Origin of the sequence: Myxococcus sp. AS-1-15 (assembly GCF_020037055.1) — a bacterium.
In the GTDB taxonomy this organism is placed as follows: Bacteria; Myxococcota; Myxococcia; order Myxococcales; family Myxococcaceae; genus Myxococcus; species Myxococcus fulvus.
This window is the reverse complement of sequence record NZ_JAIQDF010000008.1, coordinates 168636-182926: the sequence shown is the minus strand read 5'-3', so window position 1 is coordinate 182926 and position 14291 is coordinate 168636. Positions and strand designations below refer to the sequence as shown.

The following is a 14291-nucleotide window of genomic DNA, read 5'->3' as shown; positions in this document are numbered from 1 at the left end:
CATGTTTCGATATATTTCCAACCCAGACACGTCAATTTGCTTTACGTGTGAATCCTCGCGCGACGAGAAATGGCCAGCACAAGGGTAGGACAACGGCTCGAAAGAGCGTGTCTGGCGGTAGAAGTCGAGCCCGCCTGAAAACACGTCTGTCAGCGTCAGGGATTCAACGGGGTTTGAGAGGCATTGACTTCGCGCGGCTCACGGGCGCGGCTGGGGCGGCTCGGCCGCGTCCCCCTGGATGAGCCAGAGGCGCGCGGCAGACTCCTCCCAGAAGCGGCGCAGGATGCGGTCCGTGCGGCTGTTCTGGGCCACGCGGTTGAGCTGGAGGGCGACGATTTCGCTCTCCACCAGCTCCGCCACGCGCACCACGCCCGAGCGCAGGCCGTACTCCTGCACACGGCGAATCATGTTGGCGGCCTCGGGCGAGGCGGGGCGGAAGGCGCGCAGGTCCGCCAGGATTTTGATGTCCTGGCCGGCGAGCGAGTCGGTGGCCCGCTCCAGCTCCGTCACGAAGGCCTCCATCTCCGGCACCCGGATGTAGCCCTCCAGGACGAAGCCCACGATGGCGTGCGCATTGTCGACGTCGATTCGGAACACCCGGGCTCCTTCGCCACCAGCACGCGCGTCGCGCGCCCCCACAGCGTAGGAGCCCGCTGGTGGAGAGCCCAGACACCCGGGAGTGCGGGGTGGATGTCCGGTTCAGGATTCGACGCTCAGCCGCTCGAGCAACAGCGCGAAGGCGCGGCGGGCCACGGCGTCGCGCACCTGGGCCCGGCCCCCGGCGAAGACGTGGCGCTCCACCGCCGCCGCTCCGCCCCGCCGCATCACCGCGATGAAGGCCAGGCCCACGGGCTTGTGCGGCGTGCCCCCTCCGGGGCCCGCGATGCCCGTCTCCGCCACGGCCCAGTCCGCGCGCGAGCGCTCCAGCGCCCCGCGCGCCAGGGCCTCCGCCGCCTCGGCGCTCACCGAGCCATGCGCCTGGAGCAGCTCGAGCGGGACGCCGAGCTGTTCGACCTTGGACTCGTCGGAGTACGGCACGAAGCCGCGCTCCACCACCGCCGAGGCCCCGGGCACCTGCGTCAGCCGCCCGCACAAGAGCCCGCCGGTGCACGCCTCCACCAGCACCAGCCGCACGCCCGCGCTCCGGCAGCGCTCCAGCACGCGCTCCTCCAGCGACTGCTCCTGTCCGTCGTTTCGCGGCGTCACCGCGCCATCCTCGCGCGGAGGGCCGCGGGCCTCAACTCCGGGCAGGCGCGGGTTTCACGGCCAGCACCGCCACCAGCACCTCGTCCCTCCAGCGCAGGCCCACCACGCCCGGCTCGCGCTCCAGCGTCAGCGCCGGGTGCACGCCGTCGGGGCCCAGGTGCTCGAGCAGCTCCAGGGGCTCGAAGCCCGCGCGCGACAGCCGCGCCATCCACATGCGCGCCGTCTCGTGGCGCTCGCAGCGGGCCGACTCGTCCACGGTGCCCACCACGTCCTCCACCTCGCGCCCGAAGAAGCGCTTGATGGCGGCGCGCTCCTCGCCCGGCACGCCCAGGGAGTCCAGCAACTGGAAGACGTGCGTGAAGTGCCGCCACGCGTGGCCGAAGCGCTCCAGGGGCGCGGCCTGGAAGTGGTCCGTGTTCGGCTCGCACATCACCAGCGCCACGGGCTCCAGCGCGCGCAGCTGCCGCAGCACCGCGTCCCGGGCCGGGCCCTGGCTGTCCGGCGCCTCCGCCACGTGGTGCAGGGCGAACGCCGCGTTCACCACCCGGGGTCCCGACAATGCGCGCAGCCGGGCCCACGTCGCCTCGCTCAGCGCCTCCACCGGGGACTCCACGCCGATGAAGCACACGCTCGCGCCCACCTCACGGGCCACGCGCGCGGTCGTGGCTTCCGCCTGCGCGAGGCTCGCCCCGCTCGGGTCCACGCCCACCAGCGTCAGCCGCCCTGGCAGGGCGCCGCGTCGTGACAGGGATTGCAACAGCCGCACGGCCTGCCGTCCCTGGCCGATGCCCACGTCCACCAACGTGGCCTCCTCCTGTCCCCCCAGCAGCGACTCCAGCACCGCGTTCGCCAGCGCGTCGGCCGTGGACGCCAGCGGCATGTGGGCCATCAGCGAGCGGAACAAATCAATCTGCCGCTCGCTCGCGTCGGGGTGCAGATAGGGATTGCGGCTCCCCGCACCCGCGCCCGCCAGGCGATGCCTCACGGCGGTGGCGAAGAGCTGGTAGCCCAGGTCCTCGGGCACCGCGTCCACGTCCAGCATCGACTCCAGCGCCCCCAGCGACGCCGTGGCCTCGTCGACGCGTCCCGACAGGCCCTGCTCCATCGCCTGGAAGAGCAGCTGCTCCTTCTGCGCGCGCATCGCCCCGACTCCTTCCCCACGAGAAGCCCCGCGTGGACTCAACGGTAATGGTGCCCTCCCGGGCCCTCCACCCGCGCCCCACGCCCGCGCCCTTCCTCCGTGAGTTGCCACACACGCGGACGCACGAACGTGCGCCCCGGCCGTCCTCGGGACGACGACGGACTCGTACCCGGCGACCAGGACTCGCCGTGAGGGACCCACCGCACGCGGGATGCATGACTTCCCGCGTAATCGAACAAACCATTCGACGCGCCGGAGGGACGGGGCGAGGCTGCGCCCACCTGAGGACTCGCCGGAGTGACAGTTCCGCGGTCATCGGGTGTTGAAGGGGGCCTCATGCGTTCCAGACGCGGTGTCTTCCTCCCGCTGCTCGTCCTCACCACGCTGTCCGTCCTCGCGCACGCCCAGGGCGTCCCCTCGCCCGCGTCGGACGCGCGCGCCATCGAGGTCCAGCTCCAGGCCAGCGACGGCGGCACCGTGCTCTCCGCCGACGACGCGGAGCGCTTGGGTGTCACCGAGGATGGCCGCGAGGCCCGACTCCAGCCGCCCACGCTCGTCACGCCCTCCCCGGCCGCGTGGCCCGAGGGGCTGGAGGGCACGCCAGGCGAGGTGACGCTGGAGCTCCTGGTGGACGTGGAGGGCGCGGTGGCCGGGGTGAAGGTCGTGGCCGCGCCCCAGGAGCCCCGGCTCACCGAGGCCGCGCGCCAGGCCGCGGCCGGGCTGCGCTTCACGCCCGCGGTGCTCGCCGGCGCGCCGGTGGCGGTGCGGCTGCCCTTCGTCTATCGCTTCGAGCCGCCCGCACCCGTGCCCCGCTCCGCCGCGAGCCTCTCCGGAGAGGTGCGGGCCCGGGGCACGCGCCGTCCCCTCGCGGACGCCACGCTCTTCGTCGACGGCGCCACCGAGCCCTCGGGCGCGGTGGGCGCGGACGGGCGCTTCACGCTGGCGCTGCCGCCCGGCGTCCACCGCGTGGAGGTGCGCGCGCCGGGACATCAACCGGGCACGTTCGAGGAGACGCTGTCGGAGGGGCAGGCGCTCCAGGTCATCTACCGGCTGCAGCCCGGCCGCGTGAATCCGTACGAGACGGTGGTGCGCGACGAGCGCCCGCGCACGGAGGTGACGCGAATCACGCTGCACGAGCAGGAGCTGCGCGAGGTGCCCGGCACGTTGGGAGACCCGTTCCGCGTGGTGATGTTGATGCCCGGCGTGGGCAGCCTCGCCTCGGGCATCAGCTACCCGGTGGTGCGCGGCAGCCAGCCCGCGGCCACGGGCTTCTTCCTCGACGGCGTGCGCATCCCCATGCTGTACCACCTGATGCTCGGGCCGGCGGTGCTCCACCCGGACTTCATCGACACCGTGGACTTCTTCCCGGGCACGCCGCCGGTGCAGTACGGCCGGCTGCTGGGCGGCGCGGTGGATGGCCGGCTGAGCCGTCCGCGCGAGGACCGGCTGCACGTCACCGCCTCGGTGGACCCCATCAACGCCGGCGGCTTCATCGAGTACCCGTTCGAGAGCACAGGCACCTCCGTCAGCGTCGCGGGGCGCCTCAGCTATTCGGCGCTGTTGATGACGCTGGGCTCCAAGCTGCTCAGCTCGGCGGAGACGGAGAAGCTCCACGCCGACTTCTGGGACTACCAGGCGCGCGTCGAGCAGAAGGTGGGCCAGGGACGGCTGCGGCTGTTCGCGCTGGGCAGCTCGGACGACGTGGGCTCCTCGCCCTCGCTCGACTGGGTGGGCATGACGGGCGGCCGCATCGTCTCGCGCTTCCACCGCGTGGATTTGCGCGGCACGCACCCGCTCGCGGGCGGCGACGCGGAGGTGGGCTTCACCTTCGGCACGGATGCGCTGGGGTTCACCGGCCAGGAGTCCTTCCGCACGGCGAGCGGCGCCATCGACTACCAGGACGTCGGTGAGTACGCGCTCGAACAGCTCACCTTCGCGGCGCGCGCGGGCTGGAAGCGGAGCTTGAGCGACACGCTGGAGGTCGCCGTCGGGGGCGACCTCGAGCACCGGCGCGCGGCCACGGACATCCGGGGCACCGGCATTCCTCCCGGCAGCCGGCCCGGCGAGACGACGGACCCGCTCAAGAGCCCGTCCTCGCTGGCGCTGTTCTCCGGCGCGTATCTCTCCGCGACGTGGCTGCCCGCGCCCGGATGGCTGGTGCAGCCCGGCGTGCGCGTGGACAACTACCACCTGTCCCCCGGCATCAACCACACGGTGGCGGAGCCGAGGCTCACGGTGCGGCGCCAGCTCACGGACGCGCTGGTGCTCAAGGGCGGCGCGGGCGTCTTCCACCAGACGCCCACGGTGCTGGTGCACCTGCCCGCGGTGGACACGTCCAGCCTGCGCCACGGGCTCCAGGAGGGCCTGCAGTTCGACGTGGGCGGCGAGTGGAAGGCGATGGAGGGCCTGGAGCTGAGCGGCGACGTCTTCTACAACCCGCTCACCCGCACGGTGGAGCTGGACCTGCGGCAGGTGGTGGAGAACCGCCGTCGCCGGGGGCTCGACACGCCGGACCCGTCCGCGAGCGGGTATGCGTACGGCATCGACCTGATGGCGCGACACCCCTTGGGGGGGGAATGGTTCGGCTGGGTCTCCTACAGCTTCCTGCAGAGCAAGCGGCGCGTGCGCTTCGACCGGTACGGGGATGATGACCGCGTGGTGGAGACGGTGGAGGGCACGCTGCCCTTCGCCTTCGAGCAGGCGCACGTGCTCAACGCGGCGCTCAGCTACAAGCTCGGCAACAACTGGACGGTGGGAACAGTGGTGCACTTCAACACCGGCCGCCCCGAGTCCGGCGAAATCACCACGCTGACGCAGCGCCTGGTGACGGACGCGGACGGGACGCAGGATTGGGTGCGACAGGACCGCGACAAGGCCGAGCGCCTGGACGCGTTCTTCCGCGTGGACCTGCGCGTGGCGAAGTCCTGGGCGATGGAGGACTTCACGCTCGACGCGTACCTGGACATCCTCAACGTGTCCGCGCGGCAGGAGGTGTTCGCGTACGACTACGGCTTCGACGAGGCCCTGCGCCCCGAGCGCAAGCCCACGCGCTTTCCCATCATCCTGCCGCTGCTCGGCGCGAAGGGGACCTACTGACATGCCGCGACTGCTTCGTTGCCTGCCCCTCGTCGCGCTGCTCGTCACGGGCTGCGACCGCAAGCCGGAGGACCCCGTCTTCGTCTACGGCCTCCTGCAACACCTGGATGGCTCGCCGCGCCCGGACGTCGCGTTGACGTTGGAGCGCACGCGCCAGCCGAGCTACGAGCACCCCGAGAACGAGGGCTTCAAGCCCTACACGGAGGCTCGCAGCGAGGGTGGGGGCCAGGTCACGCTGGAGGTGCTCCACGGAGACGCCCTGGAGGAGGGGGAGTACGAGCGGACGCAGTACCGCTTCCGGCTGGCCGCGCCGCTCGAGGCGGGGCATGGCGTCTACACGTCCTTCGTCTTCGAGGACGACGTGGAGATTCCTCCCCTGCGCCCGTGGGCGCCGAACCTGACGGTGGGGCGGGGCGCGGAAGGGCTCGCGCTGTCGTTCGACGCGGCGCCGCCGGTGCCGCCGCTGCCGCCCTCGGGGCGGTTGATGCAATGGGAGTCGGGCGATTCGCCGGACCTGGTGGCAATCGAGCCGTGGACGCCCTACCCCGTGGTCCAGCTGCATGGCCCGGGAGGAAGGCTCTGGGAGGTCCATGACGCGGCGGCGCCCTGGCGTCCCAATCCCTATCAACTGGAGGACTTCGCCGGGGTGGAGGCGCAGGTGCGCGCGGTGAGCCTGGGCACGTGGATCTTCCGCCCGCTGGCCTCCAATGACAGCTCGGTGTCGTTCCGCGTGGAGTGGCGGGGTCCGCGTGTCCCCGTGCCCGTGGGCACGTTGCACCCCGTGAGCCGAGGGGCCGCGTGCACGCCTGCTCCCGTGGGCGAGCCGTGTCCGTACACGGATGGTCTGCTGCGCAAGGTGCGCACCACGCAGGGCGAGGTGGACTCCGGCGTGAACGAGGTGGTGCTCCAGTGGGAGGCCCCCATCCGTCCCCGGCACGCCGTCATCCGGGAGGTGGAGCTGCATTCGAGCGCCACGCCCCAGCTCCTCTTCCAGGTGGAGGGCAGCCTGGATGGAGGGAGCTGGGCGACGCTGGGGAGCGCGCCGTACGAGAACTACGACGACGTCGAGATACGAGACCCGAGCTTCTCCACCGCGCTCGACCACACGGCGGAGGACAGCCCCTATGGGGATGGGCCGCTGGACATGAAGCGTCCGGCGCGCTTCGTCGAGGTGGCGCTGACGGGGGAGGTGCCGGTGCGCTTCGTGCGCCTGCGGGTGTTCGCGGGAGGAGGCTCGTGGACGATTCCCATCTCCGCGCTCTCGGAGCTCTCGGTGTTCGAGTAGGGGCCATCGCCCTGGAGAGCAGGTTGCTGCCCGGGGGACACGTGTCGACGTTGCGCGAGGTAGTCCACATTGCCTCGAAGGAGCAGGCCCTTGCGTACGACGCCCGAGAAGAAGATGTCCCTGCTGACGGAGAACGAAGCCCAGCTCGTGCTCGCCAGCGCGCCCCGCAATCTGATGGAGCTGTCCCGCCGCGAGCTGCGAGGTCGCATCCAGCGCGCGCGGCGGCTGATGGACAAGTATGACGGCCTGGCCACGCGTCAGCGGCGCGAGGCCCTGGGCAGGCGCACGCCCACGCGCTCCAAGCGCGCCGAGGGCAACGCGAACACGCGGCGCAAGGCCACCTACTTCCGTCAGGCGCTGATGCGCTTCGAGAAGCGCCTGGCGATGCTGGACCGCCAGGAGGCGATGATGGCCAAGCGGGCCCGTGTCACGAGGAAGGCCACGGGGGCCCGGAGGACGACGAGGGCCGCGGGTGGGAGTACGCGGAGGACTCGGACGGCGACGCGGACCACGGGCGGCGCGCGGAGGACGCGCACGGGCACGGCGACGCGAGCCGTGGGTGGGCGCAAGCCCGTGCGCCGCATGAGCGCCGCGGGTCGCACCGCGACGGGCTCGGTGCGCGAGATGAAGGCCCAGCGCCGCAAGGGTGGGGCTCGCAAGCAGCAGGGCTTCAGCTCGATGCGGCGCGCGTCCCATGTCCAGGGTCGCAACCGGCGCACGCAGGCGCGCAAGGACTCGCGCCGCTGAGCTTCTCGGCTCACCGCACCGCCTCGCCGAACCCGACGAGGCTCGGCGAGGAAGTCGTCAGGATTGAGCGGAAGTCGGCGTGGACGCGTACAGCGCCGAGACTTGCTCCGTCACGCTCTCCAGCCATGCCCGCGCCAGTGCCCAGTTGCGAACCGGCTTCGGATAACGCCACGCGGGGAAGTCCGTCTCCTCGTCGCTGCGACAACCCGCGGTCGCGACACCTTGGGCGTCGACCCAGGCTTGCGCTTCGACTGCGAGCGACGCGAGCCGCTTGTCCAAGCCCCATGCGCAGATGACGAGCGGCGCGCCCAGCACGTCGGTGCCAATCGCCGCATTCGCCTCTGCGAATACGCACCCCAGGTCCGCCTGGGTCGCGCCCTTGCTGATGAGCGCGAACAGGTCGGCGCTCTTGGCCGCGCGAACATCGGACAGGTTCACGACCCGCACATGGGTCATGCCGACGGCCTCCATGACACGCATGATCCGGTACTGGACCGCGTCGGGTTTGGTGGGCACCAGGAGCCCCGCATGCTCGCGCGAACCGAAGCCTGGCTTCGGCGCCGATGAGCCCGGATTCATCATCACCACCAACGCCTCAGGCTGCTCGGCGAGCTTCTCGGGCGGGAGCGGAGCGAGCACCGACGGCTTGCCTGCACGAATCTCGAGCACGGCTCGCCGCTGGAAGTCGGCGCGCGCATCATCCCAATCGTGGAACAGACCCCAACAGGCGTAGTGGTTCTTCAGGCGCTTCATGGCGGCTCCCTGATGGGGGGTTCGCCGCGCTCCATCCGCGCGGAATGGAGCGCGCACTGACGCGAGCCTCAGGCCCGCCGACGGCGCGTGAGCGCGGTGACACCGGCGAGCGAGAGCATCAGCCACAGCGCCATCGCGCCGGGGCCCGTGGCGCTGCAGCCGCCCCCCGTCACCTGGGGCTCCTCGGACGAACCCGAGTCGGGCTGGCCGGGGTTGCCCGCATCGGGCGTCCCCGGGCCGGCGTCGGGCATGCCAGGGCCCGCGTCGGGCGTCTTGGTGATGGTGCTCTCGTCCAGGTACGCGCCGCACGCCGGGTCGGCCGTGCCCTCCGCGCGGTGCGCCAGCGCGAGCGCATACGCCCCCGCGCCGAAGCCCACCATGGGGGAGTTGTACTTGTAGGTGCCATTGAGCTCGTCATACGTCTCGGACACCGCGAGGTAGTTCTTCAGCGACTGGTCCGTCACCCACTTGAGCACCCGCTCCGCGCGCTCCGGGTCTCCGGCCATCCGCTTCGCCATGGCGCCGCGCAGGCTCACGATGACCCACTCCGCGCTGTCGTACTCGCCGCCCCAGGGGCTCAGGTCCGCGCCGCCCGTGTGGTCATAGCGGTCATCGTTGCGCGACCAGCCCGCGCCCGCCGGAGAGGACAGGCGCAGGTCCAGTCCGCGAATCGTCTCGCGAGCAATCTTCCCCGCCGGGTCGAACAGCTCGAACGCGAACGCGTCCAGCACCGCCGCGTCCCAGTAGCCGCGACCCGAGCGCACCTCCTCCAGGTTGGAGCCGAGCGCGAAGTTGTGGTCCGTCAGCTTCTCCGCCATCGCGCGGCGGATGGACTCACCGGCGTTGCGGTAGCGCGTGGCGCGCTCGGTGTCACCGACGCGCTCGGCGAGCGCCGCCGCGTCACACAGGCCGCGCGCCGCGGTGAGGCTCGTGTACGTCCACGAGCGCTGCCGTCCGTTCCAGTGTGTCTCCCAGATGGACGAGTCCGCGCGGATGAGCCCCGTCTGCGGGTCGATGAGCGCCACCAGCGCGTCACCCACCTTCGTGGACACGGTGGGCCACGTCTGGTCGACGAGGGTGACGTCTCCGGTGGTGCGCTCGTAGTGGCGCAGCGCCCAGAGGAACAGGCCGAAGCCGTCGAACTCGATGTTCGGTCCCGCCTCGTTGAAGTCCGTCTCCTCCACGCCGAAGCCGTGGTAGCGCGTGAGCGTGATGATGTAGGGCGGCATGGAGTACGGCTGCAGCTCGCGCCAGTTCTGGAACCGGCCGCTGTCCGCGTTGAGGTAGTAGGACAGCGCCTCGCGCGCGTCCGTGTTCATGCCCAGCGTGGCCATGGCGGCGGCCGCGTAGGCGCCGTCGCGAATCCATGCGTAGGTCCACTGTCCGGGCGGGAGGCTCGCGAGCACCGCGCCCTTGCCCGCGTGCTTCACCAGGCCGGGCAGCGTGGCCGGTGAGCCATTGGGGGCCTTGAAGCGCGTCGCGCGGGGCTCGCCGTCGCGGGAGAGGAACTCGCGCAGCCAGGCCTCGCTGGAGCGGACCTGGGCCATGTGCATCACGACGGCGGAGTGGCGCAGCAGGGTCTCCTCGTTGTCGGACAGGCCGGAGGGGACCTTCACGGTGTCGGTCTGGAAGGAGGCCCAGCGGGCGACCTCGGCGTCGACCAGGGCCTTGGCGTCGGAGGTGCCCACGTAGTCGGACAGCCACTGGCGCGCGGTGGCGGAGCCCTCGGGGTTGCCGAAGTGCGCGAAGGCGACGCCGGCCCACTTCTCCGCGCCGGCGGCGATGTCACCCAGGTTGAACTGGTAGGCGGTGGCCCAGCCCTTGGCGGCCGAGGGCTGCGCGGTGAAGTCCTGCAGGTCCTGGCCGCCGCCGCTCTGCACCACGTTGTAGCCATTGGCGGCCCCCGTGGCGGTGGAGATCCACGCGGCCTTGCGAGCCACGGCGCCCAGGGGGCGGCCCACGACGACGCCGGCGAAGCCCTTCTCGACGAAGTCGTTGCCGCTCAGTTCCACCGTCTCGCCGTTCTCGTCGATGTCGGACATGACGCCGGGGCGGCCGTAGCCCAGGTGGAAGTTCTGGAGGGAGAAGACGCTGACGCCGGTGGAGGGCGCGGTGCCGGTGTTGCGCACGCGCAGGGCCATGACGAAGGCGGCGTGGGGGACGGACTGGGGAGCGAAGACGTAGGTGGTGACTTCGAGCGTACCCACGCGCTGGACCATGCGCGCGAGGCCCGTGCCGCCGTTCTCACCGGAGGCCCAGGGGGCGTAGCCGCTCGCGTCCAGGTCCACGTCCTGGGCGCTCAGCCAGCGCTGGGAGCCGCCGGAGCGCAGGCCGAAGAACGCGTCGAAGAGGACATCGCGCGCGTGGACGACCTGGGGCTGGCCGCGGACGAAGACGTCGTTGCCCACACCGTCGATGACGGGCTCCTCGGTGGCGAAGAGGTGCTCGCGGAAGTGGGAGACCTTCTTCTGCTCCAGGTCGAGCATCACGGCGCCGTGGCCGTTGGAGGAGGCGAGCTTGGTGAAGGTGCGCTGGACCGCTACCTCGGCGCGAGCCTCGATGGCGAGGCCACACAGCAGGGGGGCGAGGAGGAGGGTCAAGGCCCGGGCGGGGGCGCGACACAGGTGGGAGAGACGCTTCATGCCGCCGATTCTGGAGTGCTTCCCGCCCCAGGCCAACCGGGTACGTCGCTTCCCTGTGTCACGGGTGCCCGTGGACCCGTGACGGAGCTCCGCTCCGGCGACGAGTTGCCAGGCAGCTCAGACCTCGTCGAACCGTCCTCCCGAGATACCGTTCGCCTCCAGCGCGTCCTTGAGTTCCTCGTCGACGATCAGGGCCGCAGGCCATCCCCAGGGTCGGAACACGCGCGCATTCACGACCTTCGCTGGGTCGATTCGCAGACCGATGACCGACCGGTACTCGCCCACCCGGTCCGCATGCAGCTTGTCGTCCGCGGTGTAGAGCTGCACCTCACGGCAAGCTGCATCATCGATACAGCGAATGGTCCGAGCGACATCCAAAATGAAATAGGGGCTCGACTCTCCTTCGACCTCCACCGGGAACAACTGCACATCGTCTGGTGCCATCTCGCGGAAGATGGACGCCACACGCCCGCTCACGACAGGTGCCAACCCTGTTCCGGCAAACTCGATATCGAGCGGTATTCCTGGACGAGAGATGGGCACTCTCAGCTGCGCCTGTGGCGCGATGGGCCGCCCATCCGAGAACATCCAGACATCCTCCAACGCCTGACCTGTCACTGACGTCGGGTCGTCGAGGTACCACCGCCCCTTGACGTATTCGTCCATGCTCAGGTCGAAGTAGCGCTGTGCCATGTCCCTACTCTTGAGCGCTCTGCACGAAGAGACCTCTCAACTCGGACCCGTCACCCATGAGGCTCCATGCGCTCCTGGCAAGTTGCTCCGCCAGCGAGCTCGGCAGCGCTCCTGGTCCATGCCGACCGTGCATTTGGGGTGCTACCACTCCTGGGGCTCTCCAACTCGTGGCCCATGAGCAGTGGATGAACTGTCGGGCAATCCACACTGACGACAAGGCAGTGCGCGCAGACAGCCGGGCAGCGCTGGCGCAACCATCCTCGGAACCGCCACGGCGCGGACACTCGATCACGAGCTACAGCCCTGCTCCGCGCTTACTGCAGGTCCGTGGCCGTTCACGGCATTGAGCCGCGGCTTCTGACGCACGGCGCCTTTCCCATCGAGACACCGTAAGCCCCCGCGTCCCCTCGGGTTTCACGCGCGCGTGACACAGGGCACGCCGTGCATCGTGGCATCCGCGCGCACCGGCTTGGCGTCAGGAGACAACGGGTTGTCGCCCACGTTCGTCTCAAGACATGCGACTTCTTGCGTTCTGTGAAGTGCACGGCCCTCGGTCAACCAGGCCGAGACACGGGGGGGACAAAGGCATGATTTCGCTCGACGGGTCCACGGTGAGACTCTGGAAGACGCTGAGCTGCTTCCTCAGGGTCCTCATGACGCAGGTGCTCTACGTGGCACCGCTGTTCTGGTTCATGGAGCTGTCCCAGAACGTGGCCTGGCGATGGATGAACGGCGACTGGGGGTGGCACTACCCGGAGTCGCCGTACCACTGGTTCTCCTTCGGCAGCATGATTCTGTGGGCCGGGTGCGTGGGCCTCTTGTGGACCCTGCACTACTTCTGGTTCTACCCGCGCCGCGTGAAGGTCTGGACGCGCGTGGGCATCGGCGCCGTGGCCTGCTTCATGGGCGAGTGGTTCGGTGGCTACATGGCCGCCAACATGTTCGACCACCCCCTCCAGGTGTGGCCGGGCTCGCCGCTCATCTACGTGCACTACGCGGCCATGTTCTTCTGGGTGAGCAACGTCATCGTCTACCACCTGGTCACCGTGAACGTGGTCGACCTCACCCCCACCTACGACGCCCCGCCCGACACCGGCGCCCAGGTGGCCTGAGTCTCCGGACACCCGTCCCTCCAGGGCAGGGCTCTGTGCTGGAATGCACGCAACGCCAGTCACGCGTGAGTCCCTCGGGCTCACGTGAGGCAGCGCAGGCGCGGTTCCACACAACCTGGAGGTAGCCCCATGCTGAACAAGATGTTCATGTCCGCGGTGGTGATGCTGGTGGGCCTGATGGGCGTCGTCGCCACGAGCGGTGCCGAGGTGACGAACCTGGATGCCAGCGAGCAGGTCTGTGTCGCCGCGCACACCGCGCAGGAGCTGGTGCCTCCGGGCCCCACGGCCGCGTGCCCCTCGTACTGCGGCCCGGCCCGGGTCGCCTGTGTCGCCGGCTGCAACGGCGACACCGCGTGCCGCGCTTTGTGCCAGGACCAGTACATCACCTGCTGCGGTTTCTGAGCGTCGCCCGTTCCTCGCCGCGTGGCTTCTCGCGCGGCGAGCCAGCGACCGGAAGAACAGTCCCGCCCATGAAAGACACCCCGGGCGAACACTCGAATCGCTCACTCGAGGTGCCCGACTCAATCACTTACAGGCCAACCCGCTACGGCCAATCCGGATCGCACTGCCATCGCCCCAAGCAGACGCAGCTTCCAGGAATATCGACCGGATAGCAGCACCGCCTCCTCGTCTCCTCTCCGCACTCCGTCCGGTGCACGAACTTGCAGGGCGTATCGTCAATACACCCAGGCGGCGAGGAGGGGCACGGCATGAAGACCCCGTCGCACGTCACGCCCTGGTAGTCCGTCGTCGTGCACGTCGAGGTCCCCGTCGGACAACTGACCGAGCCCGAGGAACAGAGCGCGGTACAGACCGCGAGCTCTTGCGAGGACGACTCCAGCACCTCGCCCTCGACAGCGACCTCGGTCGACGCGCCTCCACATCCCATCACCAGACCGACAGCACAGGCCAAAACCCACCACTTGAAGCACTTCATGGCAGCCCTCCCGTTTCGTGGAGCTGTGCGAGCCAGGGATGTTCGAGCCACCCCCATCCTCGGGCAGGCGTGCCAGCCTGACAATCGTGTCCCCTGGGACCCACCCGCTCACGGCGCTTGCCTTTGCAGTTGCTCGAACGCCCCACCGGGCAACGACTCACACGCATCTTCATGCCGTGTACCTGGCCCCACTGAGCGATGCTGTCCGCCGGCCCCCTTCACCCCCAGGCACGAACACATGACCGTCAAGCGCTTGGACAACATCGGCATCGTCGTCGAGGACCTCCCGGCGGCCATCGCCTTCTTCACCGAGCTGGGCCTGGAGCTCGAGGGCGAGATGCCCGTCGCCGGTGACTGGGTCGACCGCTGCGTCGGACTCGAGAACGTCCAGGTCGACATCGCGATGATGCGGACCCCGAATGGCCCCACCCGCCTGGAGCTGACGAAGTTCCACCACCCGGCCGCGACCCACGGCGAGCCGAAGAACGCTCCCGCCAACATCATGGGCCTGCGTCGCATCATGTTCGCCGTCGACGACATCCACGACGTCGTCACCCGCCTGCGCAAACACGGCGCCGAGCTCGTCGGCGAGGTCGCCCGCTACCAGGACCGCTACCTGCTCTGCTACCTCCGAGGCCCCTCGGGCATCATCGTCGCCCTGGCCGAGGAGCTCCGCTGA

The 14291-nt window shown here is 70.1% G+C and carries 12 protein-coding genes; 6 read left to right on the top strand and 6 right to left on the bottom strand.

Features of this window, described 5'->3' with window-relative positions:
- Positions 1-198: 198 nt before the first annotated feature.
- The 3 genes from K8625_RS22360 to K8625_RS22350 form a co-directional block, all read right to left on the bottom strand.
- Positions 199-597: an STAS/SEC14 domain-containing protein gene (locus tag K8625_RS22360; RefSeq protein ID WP_223783837.1), complete on the bottom strand. Its 399-nt coding sequence runs from the start codon at positions 595-597 to the stop codon at positions 199-201.
- A 102-nt stretch (positions 598-699) separates the two neighbouring features.
- On the bottom strand, positions 700-1206 hold the full coding sequence (locus tag K8625_RS22355) for a CinA family protein (RefSeq protein WP_223783836.1): 507 nt from the start codon (positions 1204-1206) through the stop codon (positions 700-702).
- A 31-nt stretch (positions 1207-1237) separates the two neighbouring features.
- Positions 1238-2347: a GRAS family protein gene (locus K8625_RS22350; RefSeq protein ID WP_223783835.1), complete on the bottom strand. Its 1110-nt coding sequence runs from the start codon at positions 2345-2347 to the stop codon at positions 1238-1240.
- 336 nt (positions 2348-2683) lie between these two features.
- Here K8625_RS22350 and K8625_RS22345 point away from each other — a divergent pair, with 336 nt between their 5' ends.
- The 3 genes from K8625_RS22345 to K8625_RS22335 all read left to right on the top strand — a co-directional run bounded on the left by K8625_RS22345 (position 2684) and on the right by K8625_RS22335 (position 7475).
- A complete protein-coding gene (locus K8625_RS22345; RefSeq protein ID WP_223783834.1) occupies positions 2684-5443 on the top strand; it encodes a TonB-dependent receptor domain-containing protein in 2760 nt (919 codons plus the stop codon).
- Between the two features lies 1 nt (position 5444).
- The gene (locus tag K8625_RS22340) at positions 5445-6728 is read left to right on the top strand and encodes a hypothetical protein (RefSeq protein WP_223750390.1); all 1284 of its coding nucleotides are present in this window, start codon (positions 5445-5447) and stop codon (positions 6726-6728) included.
- Between the two features lie 90 nt (positions 6729-6818).
- Entirely contained in the window at positions 6819-7475 is a 657-nt protein-coding gene (locus K8625_RS22335) for a hypothetical protein (RefSeq protein ID WP_223750391.1), read from the top strand.
- A gap of 57 nt (positions 7476-7532) precedes the next feature.
- Here the strand turns inward: K8625_RS22335 and K8625_RS22330 are convergent, their stop codons facing one another.
- The 3 genes from K8625_RS22330 to K8625_RS22320 all read right to left on the bottom strand — a co-directional run bounded on the left by K8625_RS22330 (position 7533) and on the right by K8625_RS22320 (position 11563).
- The gene (locus K8625_RS22330; RefSeq protein ID WP_223783833.1) at positions 7533-8228 is read right to left on the bottom strand and encodes a hypothetical protein; all 696 of its coding nucleotides are present in this window, start codon (positions 8226-8228) and stop codon (positions 7533-7535) included.
- 68 nt (positions 8229-8296) lie between these two features.
- A complete protein-coding gene (locus K8625_RS22325; RefSeq protein ID WP_223783832.1) occupies positions 8297-10870 on the bottom strand; it encodes a glycoside hydrolase family 15 protein in 2574 nt (857 codons plus the stop codon).
- A gap of 117 nt (positions 10871-10987) precedes the next feature.
- On the bottom strand, positions 10988-11563 hold the full coding sequence (locus K8625_RS22320) for an imm11 family protein (RefSeq protein ID WP_223783831.1): 576 nt from the start codon (positions 11561-11563) through the stop codon (positions 10988-10990).
- Positions 11564-12150: 587 nt separating this feature from the next.
- On the opposite strand from K8625_RS22320, the gene K8625_RS22315 reads away from it, so the two are divergent.
- From K8625_RS22315 to K8625_RS22305, 3 genes are all read left to right on the top strand, one after another.
- Entirely contained in the window at positions 12151-12675 is a 525-nt protein-coding gene (locus K8625_RS22315; RefSeq protein ID WP_223783830.1) for a hypothetical protein, read from the top strand.
- Between the two features lie 129 nt (positions 12676-12804).
- Positions 12805-13077, top strand: coding sequence for a hypothetical protein (locus tag K8625_RS22310; RefSeq protein WP_223750396.1), 273 nt, complete (start codon positions 12805-12807; stop codon positions 13075-13077).
- A 773-nt stretch (positions 13078-13850) separates the two neighbouring features.
- Positions 13851-14291, top strand: a complete 441-nt coding sequence (locus tag K8625_RS22305) for a VOC family protein (protein ID WP_223783829.1) — start codon at positions 13851-13853, stop codon at positions 14289-14291.